This is a genomic window from Kitasatospora sp. P5_F3 (assembly GCF_054049135.1).
On record NZ_JBFUMY010000040.1, the window covers coordinates 1 to 20,344 of the forward strand.

The 20,344-nt window shown below is 71.5% G+C and carries 11 protein-coding genes; 4 read left to right on the top strand and 7 right to left on the bottom strand.

Annotated elements, in window-relative coordinates:
• Positions 1-1,952: FtsK/SpoIIIE domain-containing protein (locus ACXJMZ_RS23615; protein WP_457032047.1), on the top strand; the 1,952-nt coding region annotated here is incomplete at its 5' end.
• 139 nt (positions 1,953-2,091) lie between these two features.
• On the opposite strand, the gene ACXJMZ_RS23620 is transcribed toward ACXJMZ_RS23615, so the two are convergent.
• The 4 genes from ACXJMZ_RS23620 to ACXJMZ_RS23635 all read right to left on the bottom strand — a co-directional run bounded on the left by ACXJMZ_RS23620 (position 2,092) and on the right by ACXJMZ_RS23635 (position 11,429).
• Positions 2,092-7,071: an NAD-glutamate dehydrogenase gene (locus ACXJMZ_RS23620; protein WP_457032048.1), complete on the bottom strand. Its 4,980-nt coding sequence runs from the start codon at positions 7,069-7,071 to the stop codon at positions 2,092-2,094.
• Positions 7,072-7,344: 273 nt separating this feature from the next.
• A complete protein-coding gene (pruA, locus tag ACXJMZ_RS23625; protein ID WP_457032065.1) occupies positions 7,345-8,970 on the bottom strand; it encodes an L-glutamate gamma-semialdehyde dehydrogenase in 1,626 nt (541 codons plus the stop codon).
• A 92-nt stretch (positions 8,971-9,062) separates the two neighbouring features.
• Positions 9,063-9,716: an HAD family hydrolase gene (locus ACXJMZ_RS23630; protein WP_457032049.1), complete on the bottom strand. Its 654-nt coding sequence runs from the start codon at positions 9,714-9,716 to the stop codon at positions 9,063-9,065.
• A gap of 27 nt (positions 9,717-9,743) precedes the next feature.
• Positions 9,744-11,429, bottom strand: coding sequence for a putative Ig domain-containing protein (locus tag ACXJMZ_RS23635; RefSeq protein WP_457032066.1), 1,686 nt, complete (start codon positions 11,427-11,429; stop codon positions 9,744-9,746).
• 298 nt (positions 11,430-11,727) lie between these two features.
• Here ACXJMZ_RS23635 and ACXJMZ_RS23640 point away from each other — a divergent pair, with 298 nt between their 5' ends.
• Entirely contained in the window at positions 11,728-13,677 is a 1,950-nt protein-coding gene (locus tag ACXJMZ_RS23640; protein WP_457032050.1) for an alkyl/aryl-sulfatase, read from the top strand.
• Positions 13,678-13,684: 7 nt separating this feature from the next.
• Here the strand turns inward: ACXJMZ_RS23640 and ACXJMZ_RS23645 are convergent, their stop codons facing one another.
• Both ACXJMZ_RS23645 and ACXJMZ_RS23650 read right to left on the bottom strand, forming a co-directional pair.
• On the bottom strand, positions 13,685-14,194 hold the full coding sequence (locus tag ACXJMZ_RS23645; RefSeq protein WP_457032051.1) for a DUF6912 family protein: 510 nt from the start codon (positions 14,192-14,194) through the stop codon (positions 13,685-13,687).
• Positions 14,195-14,250: 56 nt separating this feature from the next.
• Positions 14,251-15,270, bottom strand: coding sequence for a patatin-like phospholipase family protein (locus tag ACXJMZ_RS23650; protein WP_457032052.1), 1,020 nt, complete (start codon positions 15,268-15,270; stop codon positions 14,251-14,253).
• A gap of 281 nt (positions 15,271-15,551) precedes the next feature.
• Between ACXJMZ_RS23650 and ACXJMZ_RS23655 the strand changes: the two genes are divergently transcribed.
• Complete coding sequence (locus ACXJMZ_RS23655; RefSeq protein WP_057236804.1) at positions 15,552-16,031, top strand: Rv3235 family protein; 480 nt, start codon at positions 15,552-15,554, stop codon at positions 16,029-16,031.
• 52 nt (positions 16,032-16,083) lie between these two features.
• Here the strand turns inward: ACXJMZ_RS23655 and secA are convergent, their stop codons facing one another.
• Complete coding sequence (gene secA, locus ACXJMZ_RS23660; RefSeq protein ID WP_457032053.1) at positions 16,084-18,849, bottom strand: preprotein translocase subunit SecA; 2,766 nt, start codon at positions 18,847-18,849, stop codon at positions 16,084-16,086.
• 269 nt (positions 18,850-19,118) lie between these two features.
• On the opposite strand from secA, the gene ACXJMZ_RS23665 reads away from it, so the two are divergent.
• Positions 19,119-20,291, top strand: a complete 1,173-nt coding sequence (locus ACXJMZ_RS23665; RefSeq protein WP_457032054.1) for a winged helix-turn-helix domain-containing protein — start codon at positions 19,119-19,121, stop codon at positions 20,289-20,291.
• The last annotated feature ends 53 nt before the right edge of the window (positions 20,292-20,344 follow it).

Below are 20,344 nucleotides of genomic sequence, written 5' to 3' on the forward strand. Positions count from 1 at the left end.
CCGCCCAGCAGCACGCTGCCGTCCGGCTCCGGCAGGCCGCCGCCCAGCGCGAGCGCTGGCCGGACCTGGCCACCGTGCTGCTCACCGCGCTCGGCCCCGGCCCCCGGCTCTGGGAGCGCGGCCCGGCCCACCCCGACTCGCTCACCCTCCGGCTCGGCACCGCCGACCGGCCCGGCGGCCCCGGCACCACCCCGGGCACCGTGCTGCCCGCCGTCCCGGTCACCGTCGACCTGCAGACCGCAGGCAGCCTCGGCCTGGCGGGCCCACGCGCCCGGCTGGCCTCCCTCGCCCGCGCCGTCCTGGCCCAGCTCGCCGTGCTGCACCCGCCGAGCGCGCTCAGCCTGGTGGTGGTCGGCAGCACCGAGGAGCAGACCGCCGACTGGTCCTGGTCGTTCTGGCTGCCGCAGCTCCAGCCGGCGCACGGTCAGGCCTGCCGCCTGCTGGTCGGTTTCGGCCCCGAACAGACCGAGGCCCGGCTCACCGAGCTGACCAACGGCCCCAGTGACGGCCTGTCAGGCCCGCCCGCGACCGTGCTGCTGCTGGACGGCACCCCCGGCACCCCCGAGGGCCGGGCCGCGCTGGCCGTCCTACTGGAGCAGGGCCCCGCCCTCGGCGTCTTCCCGATCTGCCTGGCCGAGCAGGCCACCGCCCTGCCCGCCGGGCTCGGCGCCACCGCCGTCCTCACCGGCGAGGTCGCCACCCAGTTCACCCTGGACCGCCCGCTCGGCGGCGGCGGGCGCGAGCGGGTCGAGGAGATCGCGCTGGACGCGGTCTCCCCCGCCTGGGCCGAGCGCCTGGCCCGGGCGCTCGCCCCGCTCACCGAGGCCACCCCGGTGGCCCGCGGCCCGCTGCCCGACCAGCTCCGGCTGCTCGACCTGCTCCGCCTCGACACCGTCACCCCCGCCAAGCTCTCGGCCCGCTGGGCCGCCCTGCCCTCAGGACCCGGCACCGCCACCGCCCTGCTCGGCACCACCCGGGACGAGCCCTGCCTGATCGACCTCGCCGACCCGGACGAGCCGAACGGCCCGCACATCCTGGTCGGCGGTGCCCGGGGCACCGGCAAGACCGAGCTGCTCCGCACCCTGGTCGCCTCGCTCGCCGTCTCCGAACAGCCCGAACGGCTCCGGATCACCATCGTCGAAGGCCGCGGCTCCGCCCCCGACGACCCGTCAAGTCTGCGCGGCTGCACCGACCTCCCCCAGGTCACCGAGCACATCGACGCCGGGGCCGACCCGCGCCGCGCGATGCTCGCCGCCGAAACCCTGCTGGACGAACTGGCCCACCGCGAGGCGCTCTTCGGCGACCAGGACTTCACCGGCTGGCACACCGCCCGGGTCCTCGGCACCCCCGCCCCGTCCCTGGTGACGGCGGGCGGCGGCGCCCTGCGGGAGGCCACCGTCCAGATCACCGCCCCCCGCAAGGCACCCGACGTGCTGACCGCCGTCCCGGCCCGGCTGGTCGTGGTGGTCGACGACTTCGACGTCCTGCTGGCCCCCACCTCCCCCGCGGGCCGGCCGCKCGGCCGCGCCCKGGCCGCCGTCGCCGAACGCGGCGGCCGGCTCGGCGTCCACCTGGTGGCCGCCACCGGCTCCCCCGAACAGACCGCCGGTACGGAGCTGGACGAGGTCGCCCAGCTCCGGATCGCCCTGCGGACGGCCGACCCGGCCGACTCCGACCAGCTGATCCACCTCGCCGACGCCGCGGCGCTGCCCGAGGACACGCCCGGCCGCGCCTACCTCCGGCGGCCCGACGGCGGGGTGACGGCCTTTCAGTCCGCCCGGGTCAGCGGCCGGATCCCCCGCACCGCCACCCTCCGCCCCACCGTCGTCGCCATCGACCCCACCCACCTCGGCGCCCCGCCCACCCGCCGCCCCGTCCGCGAGCTGGGCAACGGCCCCACCGACCTCGCCCTCCTGGCCAGCGCCCTGCAGCGTGCAGCGGCCCAGCCCTAGGCAAGTGTTCAGGCATGCACCACCAGGGGCTCGGGGAACTGCGAAGCCGACCCTTGCAAGGTGATCGTCGCGTAAACGGTCAGGCACTTTCGCAGTAACCCGCACGCCAGATCTCCTCGCCCCGCGGCGGAGCCGCAAGTCAGCAGAGCCCCGAGCCCCTGGGTAGTGCAACCTTGCGCCCTGCCAAAAGCTGAGCTCCTGCAAAGGGAACGCCGAAGGGGCGGGACCAGTCCGGTCCCTCGTACTTGTCCGAACCCCTTATGTCGTCGAGGGTGGTCTTGGCCCGGCTCAGCAGGGTGGAGTTGAGCTCCGCCCAGGCCGCGTACCGCTCCTCCGGCGAGGCGCCCTCGGGGCCGCAGGAGAGGATGTCGGCGCTGAGCGCCGCGTGCGCCGCGAACAGGTCCTCGCGGATCGCCGCCCGGGCCATCGAGGACCACCGGTCGGTGCGCGGCAGTTCGATGATCCGGTCCAGCAGGTGGGTGATCTGGAGCCGGTCGGCGAGGTCGTAGTACAGCTCGGCGACGTCGGTGACCTCGGCGCCGTTGCGGTCCGCGACACCGACGATGTCCAGGGTCGGGAAGGCCGAGGAGAGCCCGGCGATCCGGCCGGCCAGCTCGTCCGGCACACCGGCCGCGGCCAGCTCCTGCTGGATCGACTCGAACCAGGCCAGGTCCTCGCCGCGGAGCGGCTTGGGCAGGCTGTCCCAGACCTGGTTGACCCGGCCCTGGAAGAACGCGATGTTCTCCGCGATGTCCAGCGGCTGGCGGCGGTTGTTGAGCATCCACCGGGTGGCCCGCTCGACCAGCCGCCGGCTGTGCAGCCGCATCTTGGTCTGCACCCGGGCCGGCACCACGTTGTCCAGGCCCTCGATCTCGCCCCAGATCCGCTCCAGGCCGAAGACCGCGCGCGCCGCCGCGTGGGTGCGGGCGATCTCCTCCATGGTGGCGCCGGTCTCCTCGCGGAGCCGGAACGCGAAGGTGCAACCACCGCGGTTGATCGTGTCGTTGACGATCAGGGTGGTGATGATCTCGCGGCGCAGCGGGTGGTTGTCGATCGCCTCGGCGAACCTGACCCGCAGCGCGCTGGGGAAGTACTCGTGCAGCGCGGTGCGGAAGTACGGGTCGTCGGGGAGCTCGGTGGCCAGCAGCTGGTCGGCCAGGGTGATCTTGGTGTAGGCGAGCAGCACCGACAGCTCGGGCTGCGAGAGCCCGCGCCCGGCCTGCTGGCGCTCCCGGATCTGACGGTCCGTCGGCAGGAACTCGATGCCCCGGTCGAGCTGACCGTCGGCCTCCAGCCGGTTGATCATCCGGGCGTGCACGTCGACCATCGAGACGGCCTGGGCGACCGCGTTGGCCAGCACCACGTTCTGCGCGTAGTTGTTGCGCAGCACCAGGTGACCGACCTCGTCGGTCATCTCGGCGAGCAGCTTGTTGCGCTGCTTGACCGTCATGTCGCCGTCGGCGACCACCTGGTTGAGCAGGATCTTGATGTTGACCTCGTGGTCCGAGGTGTCCACCCCGGCCGAGTTGTCGATCGCGTCGGTGTTGATCCAGCCGCCGGTGCCCTCGGGGCCGCCGGTCGCCGCGTACTCGATCCGGCCGAGCTGGGTGCAGCCGAGGTTGCCGCCCTCGCCGACCACCCGGGCGCGGACCTGGCCGCCGTTGACCCGGATCGCGTCGTTGGCCTTGTCGCCGACCTCGGCGTTGGTCTCGGCGGTGGCCTTGATGTAGGTGCCGATGCCGCCGTTCCAGAACAGGTCCACCGGGGCCTGCAGGATCGCCTTCATCAGCTCGGCCGGGGTCAGCTTGGACTCGGTGATGCCGAGCCGCTCGCGGACCTGGGTGGTCAGCTGGATCGACTTGGCGCTCCGCGGGAAGATCCCGCCGCCGGCCGAGATCAGCGACTTGTCGTAGTCGTCCCAGGAGCTGCGCGGCACGTCGAACAGCCGGCGGCGCTCGGCGTAGGAGACCGCCGCGTCCGGGTTCGGGTCGAGGAAGATGTGCCGGTGGTCGAAGGCGGCCACCAGCCGGATGTGCTCGCTGAGCAGCATGCCGTTGCCGAACACGTCACCGGACATGTCGCCGATGCCGACCACGGAGAAGTCCTCGGCCTGGGTGTCGACGCCCAGCTCGCGGAAGTTGCGCTTGACGGACTCCCAGGCGCCGCGCGCCGTGATGCCCATGCCCTTGTGGTCGTACCCGGCCGAGCCGCCGGAGGCGAACGCGTCGCCGAGCCAGAAGCCGTACTCCTCGGCCACGCCGTTGGCGATGTCGGAGAAGGTCGCGGTGCCCTTGTCGGCGGCCACCACCAGGTAGGTGTCGTCCTCGTCGTGGCGGACCACGTCGACCGGGTGGACGACGTCGCCGGCCTTCAGGTTGTCGGTGATGTCGAGCAGCGCCGAGATGAAGGTCTTGTACGAGGCGATGCCCTCGGCGAACCAGGCGTCCCGGTCCACCGACGGGTCGGGGAGCTGCTTGGCGACGAAGCCGCCCTTGGCGCCGACCGGCACGATCACGGTGTTCTTGACCATCTGGGCCTTGACCAGGCCGAGGATCTCGGTCCGGAAGTCCTCGCGCCGGTCGGACCAGCGCAGACCGCCGCGGGCGACCTTGCCGAAGCGCAGGTGCACGCCCTCGACCCGGGGCGAGTAGACCCAGATCTCGAAGGCCGGGCGGGGCGCGGGCAGGTCCGGGATGGCCTTCGGGTCGAACTTCATCGACACGTAGGAGTGCCAGTCGCCGTCCTCGGCGTGCTGGAAGAAGTTGGTCCGCAGGGTGGCCTTGATCAGGTGCAGGAAGGAGCGCAGGATGCGGTCCTCGTCCAGCGAGACGACCTCGTCCAGCGCGCCGGTCAGCTCCTCCAGGATGCCCTCGGTCAGCTCGGCCGAGCCGAGCTGGTGGCCGGGGCTGAGCCGGGCCTCGAAGAGGTTGACCAGCAGCCGGGTGGAGTGGATGTTGTTGCGGAGCGCGTCCTCCATGTAGTCCTGGGAGAAGGTGCTCCCGGCCTGCCGGAGGTACTTGGCGTAGGCGCGCAGCACCACGGCCTGACGCCAGGTCAGCCCGGCGCTGAGGATCAGCTCGTTGAAGCCGTCGTTCTCGGCCTTGCCGGTCCAGGTGGCCGAGAAGGTGTCCTGGAAGCGCTCGCGGGCCTCCTCGGTGAGGGTGGTCGCCTCGTGCAGCCGCAGCCCGAAGTCGTAGACCCAGGCCTTGGTGCCGTCCTCGCGGGTGAGCGCGTACGGGCGCTCGTCCAGCACCTCGACGCCCAGGCGCTGGAGCACCGGGAGCACCTCGGTCAGCGAGATCGGGCCGCCGACCCGGTAGATCTTGAACCGGCGCTCGTCGTCGCCCGCGCCAACCGGCTGGTACAGGTTCAGGCGGAAGTCGCCCTCGCCGCTCAGCGACTCGATCTGCTTGAGGTCGGCGACCGCGGTGCGCGGCGGGAAGTCGGCGCGGTAGCCGTCCGGGAAGGCGTTGCCGTAGCGGCGGCCGAGCTCGGCGGCGCGCTCCTCGCCCAGCTCGATGTGCAGCTGGTCGTTGAAGCCGTCCATCCAGAACCGGGCGGCCTCGGCCAGCTTGGACTCGATCCGCTCGACCTCGGCGTCGGTCAGGCTGGGCAGTTCGCTGCCCTTGGCGACCCGGACCACGAAGTGCAGTCGGGTCAGCACCGACTCGGTGGACCACACCGAGTACTCGATGTTGTCGCCGTTCAGCTCCTGCTTGAGGAGCTCCATCAGCCGGAGCCGGATCCGCGTGGTGTAGCGGTCGCGCGGCAGGTAGATCATCGCGGAGAAGTAGCGCCCGTACTCGTCCTGACGGAGGAACAGCCGCAGTCGGCGGCGCTCCTGCAGGTAGAGCACGCTGGTGGCCATCGAGAGCAGCTGCTCCGCCTGGGTCTGGAAGATCTCGTCCCGGGGGAAGGTCTCCAGGATCTGCAGCAGGTCGCGGCCGTCGTGGCTCTCGCTGGAGAAGCCGGAACCCGCCAGCACCTCCTGCACCTTGCGGCGGACCACCGGGATCCGGGTGACCGACTCGGTGTACGCGGCGGAGGAGAACAGGCCGAGGAAGCGGCGCTCGCCGATCACGTTGCCCTGGGCGTCGAACTTCTTCACGCCGACGTAGTCCAGGTACGCGGGGCGGTGCACGGTGGCCTTGCTGTTGGCCTTGGTGAGGACCAGCAGCTTCTTCTCGTGCGCCTTGGCCCGGACCGGCGCGGTCATCCGGCCGAACGCCTCGGAGACCGGGTGGTGGTCGGTGTCGTGGCTGAGCGGGTCGGAGCGCAGGATGCCGAGCCCGGTGCCGGGGACGGCCCGCAGCACCTCCTCGCCCTGGTGCTCGGCCAGGTCGTACTCGCGGTAGCCGAGGAAGGTGAACTTGTCGTCGGCCAGCCAGCGCATCAGCTCCCAGGCCTCGCCGACCTCCTGCTCGGACAGGTGGGCCGGGGGCACCTCGGCGAGCTCGTCGGCCAGGCGCAGCGCGGAGTCGCGCATCTTCGCCCAGTCCTCGACCACCTCGCGGACGTCGCCCAGCACCCGGCGCAGACCGGTCTCGATCGCGCGCAGGTCCTCGCGGTCGGTCTCCCGGTCGATCTCGATGTGCATCCAGGACTCGACGGTGGCGTCGGCGGGCCACTCGGCGCCGGCCGCCTGGCTGCGCGAGCAGGCGTCCAGGTCGAGGATCTCCAGCAGCTTGCCGGTGATGTCACGGCGCACTGCCAGCTGAGGGTGGATCACCACGTGGATGCCGCGCTCCTGGCGGCTCAGCTCGTTGGTGACCGAGTCGACCAGGAAGGGCATGTCGTCGGTGACCACCTCGACCACGGTGTGGCCGCAGGACCACCCGTTCTCCTCGACGGTCGGGGTGTACACCCGGACCTCGGCGGTGCCCTGGGGCCGCTTGAGACCCAGCCGGTACTGGGAGGCCGCGGCGCCGTAGACGTCGACCGGATCCCGGTCCACCAGGTCCTCGGGGGCGGTGTGGAGGTAGTAGTGGTGCAGGTACGCGGCCAGAGCGCCGTTGCTCAGACCTTCCCCTGGCGCCGCTCCCCCCACCTGGCTGTTCTCAGCGGCGTGTGCTGCCTTGGTGAGCAGTTCGGCCTTGGCTGCGTCCAGCTTGGTCTGCATGGCTGTTTGGCTCCTGTCGCGCGCCGTTGCGTGACTCGGTGATGGTTCGGGTCCATCGCCGAGTCTGCCCGCAATCCTTCCGCATCCCTGGAAGAAAATCGGTCATGGCACGCATGAGGCGACCTTCGTCCGGGTATCACGAAAAATTGGCCTACGGCCTAAACCCGACGACGCCAGTCAGCCTAACCGGACGAAACGAAGGTGTCAGGGGACAGGGAGGAGCAAACCCGTAGGAAGATCGGGCCGTCCTGGACACCTTGTCCAATCCGTCCCTCAGCCCATGTGCGGATAGCCGTACTCGGTCGGCGGCACGAAGGTCTCCTTGATCGACCGGGCCGAGGTCCAGCGCAGCAGGTTCTGCCCGGCGCCCGCCTTGTCGTTCGTACCCGAGGCCCGGCCGCCGCCGAACGGCTGCTGGCCGACCACCGCGCCGGTCGGCTTGTCGTTGACGTAGAAGTTGCCCGCCGCGAACCGCAGCCGCTCCATCGCCTGCGCGATCGCGTACCGGTCGGTGGCGATCACCGCGCCGGTCAGCCCGTACGGGGCACCGGAGTCGACCCGGTTCAGCACGTCGTCCCAGCGCGAGTCCTCGTAGACGTGCACGGCCAGCAGCGGGCCGAAGTACTCCTGGCTGAAGATCTCGTTCCGGTGGTCGGAGCTGACCAGCACCGTCGGCCTGACGAACCATCCGATCGCGTCGTCGTACTGGCCGCCGGCCGCCAGCTCCACCGTCGGGTCGGCCACCGCCCGGTCGATCGCGGCGGTCACCCGGGCGTACGCCTTGGCGTCGATCAGCGCGCCCATGAAGTTGGACAGGTCGCTGACGTCGCCGACGGTGAGCGCGTCCACCTCGGCCAGGAAATCGTCCTTGATCTTCTGCCAGAGGCTGCGCGGCAGGTACGCCCGGGACAGCGCCGAGCACTTCTGCCCCTGGTACTCGAAGGCGCCCCGGAGCAGCGCGGTGCGCAGGATGTCGGGGTCGGCCGAGCGGTGCGCGACCAGGAAGTCCTTGCCGCCGGTCTCGCCGACGATCCTCGGGTAGCTCCGGTACGAGCCGATGTTGCTGCCGATGGTGCGCCAGAGCGACTGGAAGGTGGCGGTCGAGCCGGTGAAGTGCAGCCCGGCCAACGCCGGGTCGGCCAGCGCGACCTGGGAGAGCGCCTGGCCGTCGCCGGTCACCAGGTTGATCACCCCCGGCGGCAGCCCGGCCGCCTCCAGCAGGCGCATCAGGTGATGGGCCGCCAGGGTCTGGGTGGGCGCGGGCTTCCAGACCACGGTGTTGCCCATCAGCGCGGGGGCGGTCGGCAGGTTGCCCGCGATGGCGGTGAAGTTGAACGGGGTGACCGCGTAGACGAAGCCCTCCAGCGGGCGGTGGTCGGTGCGGTTCCACACCCCCGGCGAGGACTTCGGCTGCTCGGCCAGGATCTGCCGGGCGAAGTGCACGTTGAACCGCCAGAAGTCGACCAGCTCGCAGGGCGCGTCGATCTCCGCCTGCTGCACGGTCTTGGACTGGCCGAGCATGGTGGCCGCCGCCACCGTCTCCCGCCACGGCCCGGCCAGCAGGTCGGCGGCCCGCAGGAAGACCGCGGCCCGGTCGTCGAAGGAGAGCGCGCGCCAGTCGGCCCCGGCCGCCAGCGCGGCGTCCACCGCGAGCCTGGCGTCCTCCCGGGTGGCGTTGCCCAGCAGGCCGAGCTTGGCGGCGTGGTGGTGCGGCTGCACCACGTCGGTCCGCTCGCCGGAGCCGAACCGCTGCTCACCGCCGATGGTCATCGGCAGCGGGATCTGCTCCGCCGCCAGTTCGTCCAGTCTGCGCTCCAGCCGGTCCCGCTCGGGGCTACCTGGGGCGTAGCCGCGCACGGGCTCGTTGACCGGCTCGGGGACCTGGGTGACTGCGTCGATGGGCATGGCGGGCTCACTCTCCTCGGCTCAGCCCCCAGCCTGACCACCCGTCAACCGAATCGCCGCAGCTGACACGCGCTAACGGACGTGGCTCACGCCACGATCCGCCCGGCCAGCTCCACCGCTTCGGCCAGCGAGTCGACCACCGGGACGCCGAGCGGCTCCAGCTTCTCCCGGGTGTGCGAACCGCCGGTGTACAGCACCGCGTGCGCCCCGGCGTTCTTCGCGGCCACCGCGTCGTCCGCCGCGTCGCCGATCAGCACGGTGTGCACCGGGTCCGCGCCGAGAGCCCGGAGGTGCTGCCGCAGGTACTCGGTCTTGCCGGTCCCGTACGACTCGCCGACCCGGCCGTCCACCCGGACGAAGTGCTCCTCGATGCCCCGGGCCCGGACCTGCGGCACCAGCCGGTGGTGTTCGTGCATCGACAGCAGCGACTGGCTGCGGCCGGCCGCCTGCCACTCCGTCAGCAGGTCGGCCGCGCCCTCGGTCAGACCGCAGGCGTCGCTGAGCTCCTGGTACCGGTCCTGGAAGGCGGCGTCCAGCACCAGCCACTCGTTCGCGCTCGGCTCCCGGCCGAGCAGCAGCTCGTAGAACTTCGGTATCGGGAAGCAGTACAGCTCCCGGTACTGCTGCACGGTGATCGGGGCCACCCCGAGGGTGGCGAAGGCGGCATTGCTCGCCTCCACCACCGCTGCCATGTCGTGCAGCAGGGTGCCGTTCCAGTCCCAGACGATGTGAGTACGCACCCCGGAACGGTACCCGGCCTTGCTGTCTCAGGAGACGGTGACGGTGACGTCGTCGAGGACGAACGAGGTTTGCTTGGTGTAGTCCTCGGCGCCGGTGAACTTCAGGGTGACGCTCTGGCCGGCGTACCCGGCGAGGTTGAAGGTGCGCTGCTGGTAGCCGGAGGCCGCGTTGAGGTTGGAGTAGCCGGCGAGGGTGGTGCCGTTGGCGGTGACGGTCAGCTTGTCGTAGGCGGTGGTCGCCGAGGACTCGGTGTCGATGTGCAGCCAGAAGCTGAAGGTGTAGTTGGCGCACCCGGTCGGCAGGGTGACCGTCTGGGCGAGGGTGTCGGTATTGGTGGTGCCGTAGCCGTCCAGCCAGGCGTCGTAGCTGCCGGAGCGCGCGGGCTCGCTGGAGCTGCTGTTGACGGTGGTGGCGCCGCCGCTGTTGGTCTCGGTCCAGGAGGAGCTGGATCCGGTCTCGAAGCCGCCGTTGGCGATCAGCTGGGCGGAAGTGCAGCCGCCACCGGTGGAGTTGACCGTCCAGCTGAAGGTGGCCGAGGAGGACGGGCCGGTGGAGTCGGTGGCGGTGGCGGTGACCGTGGAGGTGCCGGCGGTGCTGGGCGTGCCGCTGATCAGGCCGGTGCCGGTGTTGAGGGTCAGGCCGGCGGGCAGACCGGTGGCGGCGTAGCTCAGGGTGCCGCCGGCGGTGTCGGTGGCGGAGAGCTGAAGGCTGGTGGCGGTGCCGACGGTGGCGGTACGGGCGCCCGGGTTGGTGAGCGTGACCGTGCCCGTGCTGCCGCCGGCGCCCTGGGCGAGCCAGGCGGTGGCGTTGAGGCCGAGGGCGGCATTGGTGCCGGCCGGGTCGTTCCAGCCGTCGTACAGCGTGTTGCCGGACTGGCCGGTGCCGTCGTCGATCGGGGAGCTGTCGCCCCAGACGGCGACCCGGCCGCTGCCGAAGGTGGAGGTGGCGAAGAAGGCGCCGGTGGTGCCGCTGTAGCCGCTGCGGTAGAGCAGGCCCTTGACCGCAGGGTTGTCGGCGGGCTTGAGAGTGAAGGTGGTGCCGTTGCGGATGATGGAGCCGGTCACCTTGCCGAACGAGCCGTTGAGCACCGGGTCGGTGGTGTCGGCGACGGCACGGGGGTTCTCGTTCCCGATGTTCAGCAGGTCGACGGAGAAGCCGAACGGATCGGTGTTGTCGACGCCGTTGCTGGTCATCAGGTCGTTGATGATGGCGGGTGAGTCCCAGCCGTCGTTGTTGCGGTCGCTGACGTTGTGGTCGGAGACCAGGAACAGGCCGCCGCCGTTCTGCACGAACTTCAGCACGGCGGTCTTCTCGGCGGTGCTGAGCCGGATGTTGGGCTCGGGCAGCACGAACTCGTCGAAGTTGGCGAGGTCGAGCGCGCCACCCGTGCCGTACGTGATCGTGGAGCCGGACGGGAGGGTCTTCAGGCTGTACTGGCCGGTCTTCTGGAGAGCCACGCCCCAGGCGGAGATCGCACCGGTCCAGGAGGTCTCGGTGCTGGGGTCGGCGTTCTGGCCGAGCGGGTCGGGCTGGCTGCTGGAGATGATCCAGTCGGCGTTGCCCGCGGTCTCACCCTTGCTGTTGTCGAACAGGATCCGCTTCGGGGTGCTCCCAGCGGCCGTGGTCGCGGTCCGGGTCTCGGCTGCCGCGGCGCGGTGCGGTACGGCGCTCGTGCCGGCCACCACGACCAGTGCGGCGGCGGCGACGACCATGGGACGGGCGGCGGTCAGGGCTCTGATCACGTGTCAACACTCCTCGTGCCAGGGGGTAAACGGAGGGTGCGCACTACGCGCGTAGGCGCGGCCATACGTTGTCATGGTCGGGTAAGCGGAGCTTGAACGGAACACGTCGACTCAACGTTTCTGCAGCACCGCAATAGGACCGCTCACAGCCTCGGCCCGCCCGGTGCAGGGAGCCTTCCCAAATCCGCTCCGCGCCATTGACCCGCACCGGGCCGGGCAGCAGGGTCGGCGTCACCACCCGGTCCGCCATCCTGCTGTGAGGTAGTTCATGAGCCCCCTCGACCGTCGCGGCTTCGTTGCCGCCACCGGTGCCGCCGCCGCGGCCCTCGCCCTGAACCCGCTGAGTGCGGCGGCGATCGGGCAGTCCGACGGCAAGGGCCCGACCGGCGGGGAGAGCGCGACCGACACCGGCGGGCTGCCGTACGACGACCGGGCCGACTTCGCCGACGCCGAGCGGGGTTTCGTCGCGGCGCTCACCCCGGGCGTGGTGAAGAACGCGGCGGGCCAGGTGATCTGGGACAACGACGCGTACGCCTTCCTGGCCGGCCCGGCGCCGAAGACCGCCGACCCGAGCCTCTGGCGGCAGAGCCAACTCACCGCCAAGCAGGGGCTGTTCAAGGTCACCGAGCGGATCTACCAGGTCCGCGGCCTCGACCTGTCGAACATGACCATCGTCGAGGGCGACACCGGCATCGTCGTGATCGACCCGCTGATCTCGGCCGAGACCGCGGCCGCCGCACTCGGCCTCTACCGGGCCCACCGGGGCGACCGGAAGGTCACCGGGCTGATCTACACCCACCCGCACGTGGACCACTTCGGCGGCTGCCGGGGCGTGCTGCCGAACGGCGCGGGCGGCGTGCCGATCCTGGCCCCCGGGGGCTTCATGGAGCACGCCGTCTCGGAGAACGTCTACGCGGGCACCGCGATGACCCGGCGCGCCTCCTACATGTACGGCGCGCAGCTGCCCAAGAACGCCGCCGCGCAGATCGGCTGCGGCCTCGGGCAGAACGTCTCGCTCGGCACCATCGGCCTGATCTCGCCGACCAAGTACGTCACGCGGACCGGGCAGACCGAGACCCTGGACGGCGTCCGGATCGAGTTCCAGCTGACGCCCGGCACCGAGGCGCACGCCGAGATGAACTTCCTCTTCCCGGACCTGCGGGCCGTCTGCATGGCGGAGAACGCCACCCACACCATGCACAACATCATCACCCTGCGCGGCGCCCAGGTCCGGGACGCCCGGCAGTGGGCGCTCTACCTTGGTGAGTCGGCCGAGCTGTTCCGGGGCAAGGTGGACGTGGCCTTCGCCTCGCACCACTGGCCGACCTGGGGCGGCGAGCAGATCACCACCCTGCTGGAGCACCAGCGCGACCTGTACGCCTACCTGCACGACCAGACCCTGCGGATGATCAACCAGGGCCTGACGGGCCGTGAGATCGCCGAGCAGATCCAACTGCCGCCCGCGCTCGACGCGGTCTGGGCCGACCGGGGCTACTACGGCTCGCTCAGCCACAACGTGAAGGGCATCTACCAGCGCTACCTGGGCTGGTTCGACGGCAACCCGGCGCACCTGTGGGAGCACCCGCCGGTGGAGGAGTCCAAGCGCTACGTCCGGGCGATGGGTGGCCGGCGGCCCGCGCTCGCCACCGCGCTGCGCTTCGTCCACGACGGTGACCTGCGGTTCGCGGCCACCCTGCTCAACCACTGCGTCTTCGCCGATCCGACCGACCGCCGGGCCAAGGACGAGCTCGCCAAGGTCTACGACACCCTCGGCCACGCCACCGAGAACGCGGTCTGGCGGAACTTCTACCTCACCGGCGCGATGGAGCTGCGCGAGGGCGTGAAGCCCGCCACCGCCTCCACCACGGGTGCCGACATGCTGATGGCCCTCAGCGTCGAGCAGCTGATCGACTCGGTGGCGATCCGGGTGAACGGCCCCCGGGCCTGGGACCTCGCCCTCACCATGGACTGGAACCTGCCCACCCTCGGCAAGATCTGGCACCTGCGGCTGGCCAACGGCGTGCTGACCTACCGCAGCAGCACCGCCCCGGCCGCCGACGCCGGCGTCAGCCTGACCCTGACCAAGCCCCAACTGCTCGGCCTGCTCGGCGGCAAGGGCCTGGACGGCGTCACCGTCACCGGCGACGCCACCCTGCTGACCAAGCTGCTGGGGGTGCTCGACAAGCCGGACCCGAACTTCGCGATCGTCACTCCCTGACCAGGCGTCAGGCCAGCAGCGCGGGGATCTCCTGGGTGGCGAACCAGAGCAGCTCGTGGTCCTCCGCGCCGTCCACGGTGAACTGCGCGTCGTCGTCGCCCTTGTCCGCCGCCTCGATCACCGCGGCCGCGGCGGCGATGTCCGCCACCACGTCGGCATCGGCCACGTCCGCGTGCACCGCGGCCGCCTTCGCCAGCGGCAGCGGTCCCTTGAGCACCACCCGCCCCAGCGAGGCCTGGTCCTGGTACTCGTCCCCGACGAACGCCCCCACCCCGGAGTCCGCGACCTCGACCGCCACCACCACCCGGCGGCGAGGCGCCTCCGGGTCGGCGGCGAGCAGCCGCAACGCGGCCTGCGCGGCCCGGTTCAGCGCCGCGTACTCCAGCTCCTCCAGGTCGTCGCTGACGTACCACTCACGCAACGCGGGCGTCACCGCGTACGCCACCGCCTGGTCCAACGCCCCGCCGGGGTACGCCGCCGCCAGTCCGGCCAAGGTCGTGGGCACGTACACACGCATCGGGAGCACTCCGGATTCTTCGGCTGACAGAACCTCAAACAATACGCGCCAGGCGCTCAGGCACTTCCGCTCTCCGCACTGCGAAGCGCCCGGGCCACCGTGTGCAACGCCGTCTCCAAGGTCTCCCCCCGCCGGGCCGGGTCCATCATGTTCGGCCCCATCGCCGCCAGGTCCGCCAACGTCGGCGCCAGCAGCTGCACCCGCATCCCCCCGGCCCGCAACTGCCGGGCCTCCCGCATCAACTGACGGGTCACCGCCCGCCGGTACCGGCTGACCAGCTGCACCAGCACCCCTCGCGGCCGGTCCCGCCGCCGCCACTCCCGCAGCGCGGCCAGCGTCCCGGGCTCCGCCCGCCGTCCGTCCGGCCAGGACGGCCGCAGCGCCATCGGTGCCAGCACGTACACCTCGTCCAGTCCCCGGCCCGCCATCAGGTCCGCGTTGGTGGCCGACCAGCAGCCCCCGTCGACGTACCGGCTGCCGCCCAGCTCGACCGGGGCGAACCAGCCGGGGATCGCGCACGAGGCCATCACCGCCTGGTCGACCGCCGCCACCGGCGCGCCGGGGTCGCCGAAGGTCACCCGCCGCCCGGTCCGGTAGTCCACCGCCGCCACCCGCAGCCCGGACTCCCCGAGCCGGCCGTCACCGCCGACCAGCCCGCGCACCAGCTCGCCCACCGGGGCCACCGAGCCCCGCCCGGTCGGCACCACGGCGGAGACCATGGTCAGAAAGGGGTACTCCCGCGGGTGGCGGACCACATCCCGCAGCAGGCCGGGTGAGCCGATCCGCGGCCGGGGCCGGGGCGGCAGCGCCCCGCCCAGCACGGTGTCGTAGTCGAAGTCGATGCCCGCCAGCGGGCCGGTGACGATCTCCAGGCCGCGCTGGTGGTCCCGCAGGTCGGCCGCCTGCACGCCGGTCGCCAGCAGAGCGCCCAGGATCGAACCGGCCGAGGTGCCGAGCACGATCTCGGCCGAGCCCGGCCGCCAGCCGGTCGCCTCCTCCAGCGCGCAGAGCGCACCGATCGTCCAGGCGGCACCGAGCATCCCGCCCCCGCCGAGCACCAGTCCTCGCCGCACCATGCCCACCTCCGTCCCCGATCCTGCCCTCCGCGCCCGCGACCACGGCTGCCGCCGCGCCCACACGCCGCCGGAGAACGTCCCCCTTCGGGCCCTGCCGTACCCGTCACCCCGTCAGCCGGACGCACCACCCCGGGCCGTACGGGTCCAGCCCCCGCACCGAACGTCACCCGGATAGGTGACACCACCGGCCGCCGCCGACACGATCCGACGCTTCGTTGCCCGGCCCCCGACCCACCGGTACCAAGGGACCCGACCGCATCCGCGAACGAAGGGCGCCCGCCGTGACCGTTCCCGCACCGCACGTCCGCGCCCTGGTCCACCCGGTCAGCCCGCAGCACCCGCACCGGCGCCGCACCGACCGGGTGCCCCGCCGTCCGCACCCGGTCGGCGAGCTGACCCCGCGTCACCCGCGCAGCGCCTGCTCACCGGTCAGGACGGGGCAGACCCAGCTGGCGGCGCGGTTCGCCCACCGGCTGGTCGAGGTGCTCACCGGCCACCGGCCGGCCGGACAGCTCCAGCGGCACACCAGCCTGCCGGGCTACCAGCAGCTCACCGCCCTGGTGCGGACCGGACCGCTCCGCCCACGCGGCCGGCTGACCGCGCACCGCCTGGGCCGGGTCTACGACTCCGCGCCGACCGCCCGGGCCCTGGAGGTCTGCGTCCGGGTCGAGTTCGGCCCCCGGCACCACATGGTGGCCTTCCGGCTGGAGCGCCACCGCCGGACCGAGCAGTGGCAGTGCACCGCCGTGGAAGCCCGCTGAAACGCCGAGGGGCGCGGAGCCGAAGCCCCGCGCCCCTGACGAACGGTCAGCCCTACTTCCGGCGACGGCCCTTCGCCGCCCGAGCGGCCTTGCGGCGCTCGGCCCGGGTCAGCCCGTCACCCTCATCGGCGCCGAGGGTGTCCTCGAAGTCGCCCTCGACGACCGTCTCGTCGCCGTCCACCGACGGGGCGGTGTAGTGCAGGCGCTGCGGCTTCGGGACCTCCAGGCCCTTGGCCTTGATCTCCGGACGGGACGCCGCGGCGTCCTTCTCCAGCTTGGCCAGGGTCTCCTCGGTGTCCGCCAGCGGGACCTCCTCGACCTGCTGCTCGACCTGGACCTCCAGGTTGAACAGGTAGCCGACGGACTCCTCCTTGATGCCTTCCATCATGGCGCCGAACATGTCGAAGCCCTCACGCTGGTACTCGACCAGCGGGTCGCGCTGGGCCATCGCCCGCAGGCCGATGCCCTCCTGCAGGTAGTCCATCTCGTAGAGGTGCTCGCGCCAGCGGCGGTCCAGCACCGAGAGCACCACCCGGCGCTCCAGCTCACGCATGATCTCCGAGCCGAGCTGGTCCTCGCGGGCGCCGTACTGCGCCTGGATGTCCTCCTGGAGCACCTTGGTGAGGAACTCCGAGGTCAGGCCGGCCGGGCCGCCGGCCTCCTCCTCGAGCTCCTCCAGCTCCAGGGTGAGCGGGTAGAGCTGCTTGAGCGCGGTCCACAGCTTCTCGAGGTCCCAGTCGTCCTCGAAGCCCTCGCCGGTCGCGGCACCGACGTACGCGGCGACCGTGTCGTCCATGAAGTGGCCGACCTGCTCCTGCAGATCCTCACCCTCCAGGACGCGGCGGCGCTCGCCGTAGATGACCTCGCGCTGACGGTTCAGCACCTCGTCGTACTTGAGGACGTTCTTGCGGATCTCGAAGTTCTGCTGCTCGACCTGGGTCTGCGCCGAGGCGATGGCGCGGGTGACCATCTTGGACTCGATCGGCACGTCCTCCGGCACGTTGGCCATCGCGAGCACGCGCTCGACCATGCCGGCCTTGAAGAGCCGCATCAGGTCGTCGCCGAGCGAGAGGTAGAACCGGGACTCGCCCGGGTCGCCCTGACGGCCGGAGCGGCCGCGCAGCTGGTTGTCGATCCGGCGGGACTCGTGGCGCTCGGTGCCGAGCACGTAGAGGCCACCGATGCTCTGGACCTCCTCCTGCTCCGCCTTGACCGCGGCCTTGGCCTTCTCCAGCGCGGCCGGGAAGGCGGCCTCGTACTCGTCCGGGGTGTCCAGCTCGGTCAGGCCGCGCTGGGCCAGCTCGGCCGCCGCGAGGTGGTCGGCGTTGCCGCCGAGCATGATGTCGGTACCACGGCCGGCCATGTTGGTGGCCACCGTGACGGCGCCCTTGCGGCCCGCCTGGGCGACGATCTGCGCCTCGCGCTCGTGGTGCTTGGCGTTCAGCACCTCGTGCGGGACGCCGCGCTTGCGGAGCTCCTGGGAGAGGTACTCGGACTTCTCCACCGAGACGGTGCCGACCAGGATCGGCTGGCCCTTCTCGTGCTTCTCGACGATGTCCTCGACCACGGCGGCGAACTTGGCCGGCTCGGACTTGTAGATCAGGTCGGGCTGGTCGATCCGCAGCGGGTTCTTGTTGGTCGGGATCGGCACCACGCCGAGCTTGTAGATCTGGTGGAACTCGGCCGCCTCGGTGGTGGCCGTACCGGTCATGCCACCGAGCTTGTCGTACAGCCGGAAGAAGTTCTGCAGGGTGACGGTGGCCAGCGTCTGGTTCTCGTTCTGGACCTCCACCCCCTCCTTGGCCTCGATCGCCTGGTGCATGCCCTCGTTGTAGCGACGGCCCGCGAGCATCCGGCCGGTGTGCTCGTCGACGATCATGACCTCGCCGTTCATCACGACGTAGTCCTTGTCGCTCTTGTAGAGCTCCTTGGCCTTGATCGCGTTGTTCAGGAAGCCGACCAGCGGGGTGTTCACCGACTCGTAGAGGTTGTCGATGCCGAGGTAGTCCTCGACCCGGCCGACGCCCTCCTCCAGCACACCGACGGTGCGCTTCTTCTCGTCCACCTCGTAGTCGCGGTCGCGCTTCAGGCGCTGCACCAGCTTGGCGAAGTCGGCGTACCACTTGGTCGCCTGGTCGGCCGGGCCGGAGATGATCAGCGGCGTACGGGCCTCGTCGATCAGGATCGAGTCGACCTCGTCGACCACCGCGAAGTTGTGGCCGCGCTGCACCAGTTCGTCCTGCGACCACGCCATGTTGTCGCGCAGGTAGTCGAAGCCGAACTCGTTGTTGGTGCCGTACGTGATGTCCATCGCGTACTGGCGCTTGCGCTCGGCGGGCGACATGTTGCCGAGGATCACCCCGACCTCGAGGCCGAGGAAGCGGTGCACCCGGCCCATCCACTCCGAGTCACGCTCGGCGAGGTAGTCGTTCACCGTGATCAGGTGGACGCCCTTGCCGGTCAGCGCGTTCAGGTACGCGGGCAGCGTGCCGACCAGGGTCTTGCCCTCGCCGGTACGCATCTCGGCGACGAAGCCGAGGTGCAGGGCGGCGCCACCCATCAGCTGGACGTCGTAGTGCCGCTGGCCGAGCACGCGCTTGGCCGCCTCGCGGACGGTGGCGAACGCCTCGGGAAGGATGTCGTCCAGGGTCTCGCCGTCGGCCAGCCGCTGCTTGTACTCGTCGGTCAGCGCGCGCAGCTCGTCGTCCGTGAGGTTGACGAAGTCCTCTTCGATGGAGTTGACCTGGGCGGCAATCCGCTGCAGCTTGCGAAGGGTCTTACCCTCGCCGGCGCGCAGGATCTTGTCGAAGACGGACACTTGGGCGGGCTCCTTGCCTGGATTGGCTTTGGACGACTGCACGATGGGTCGACCCCACCGCACGGGCCATCGTATGCGAGGAGTCCAACGCGCCGGGAGGTGCGTCAGCACGGTAATACCGTGTCACTCGTGGGAGCACAACCACCGATAGCATCCCGGTCCGGACAAATCGGTCCACCGCGCCCGCCCCTCGCGCCCGTTGTTACGTACGGAACAGGCCCTTGGTTCCCGGACCTGCGCTGTCGGACCCTGGCTCTACGCTGCTCGGCATGACCGCCCCGAGCTCTCCCGCCCCGACCGTCGAACTCTCCGCCGACGAGGCCCGCCGGATCGCGCTGCGAGCCCAGGGCCTGCTCGGCGCCCCGGATCGCCGGGCCGGTGTCCGGGGCGTGCTGCGCCACCTCGGCGCGGTCCAGCTGGACACCATCTCGGTGCTGGCCCGCTCGCACGAGCTGGTCCCGTACGCCCGGCTCGGCGCGGTCGGCCGCCCGGCCGTCGAGGCGGCGTACTGGGGCTCGGCCGCCACCTTCGAGTACTGGTCGCACGCGGCCTGCATCCTGCCGATCGAGGAGTGGCCGCTGTTCGCCTTCCGCCGCCGGGGCTACCGCGGCCGGGGCCACCTCTGGGGCGCCGAGGTCACCGAGGAGACCTACCTGCGGGTGCTCGACCAGCTGCGCGCGGAGGGCCCGCTGACCTCCACCGAGCTGGGCGGCGCGAAGAAGACCTCGGAGTGGTGGGACTGGTCCGACACCAAGATCGCGGTGGAGCGGGCGCTCGCCTTCGGTGACGTGGTCTGCACCGAGCGGCGGAGCTGGAAGCGGGTCTACGCACTGGCCGAACAGGCCGTCCCCGCGGCGCTGTTCGAGCAGGACCTGACCGACCAGGAGTGCGTCCGGCAGCTGATCGCCCAGGCCGGGGCGGCCCTCGGCGTGGCCACCCGGGCCGACCTGATGGACTATCACCGGCTCAAGGCCAAGCACTTCGACGCCGCGCTGCCCGAGACCGGCCTGGTCCCGGTCACGGTGGCCGGCTGGGGCGCACCGGCCTGGGCCGACCCGGCAGCACTGGCGACCGCCCCGCGCGGGCGGCACCGCACCACACTGCTCTCTCCCTTCGACTCGCTGGTCTGGGACCGCCCCCGCACCGAGCGGATCTTCGACATGGCGCACCGGCTGGAGGCGTACACCCCCAAGCACAAGCGGGTGCACGGCTACTTCGCGATGCCGCTGCTGGCCGGCGGCCACCTGGTCGGCCGGGTCGACCCGGCCCGCGAGGGCCGCACCCTGGTGGCCCGTCAGGTCTCGCTGACCTCGCCCCGGCACGTCGGAGCGCTGGCCGAGGCGCTGCGCGAGGCCGCCTCCTGGGTCGGCTGCACGGACGTCCGGGTGGAGGCGCTGCACGACGAGTCGCTGCGCCCCGCGGTGGAGAAGCTGCTCGCCTGACCGTTGGTCGGATCGGGTGATCTTCACCGGCCGGGCGTGTCATCGGTGATCAC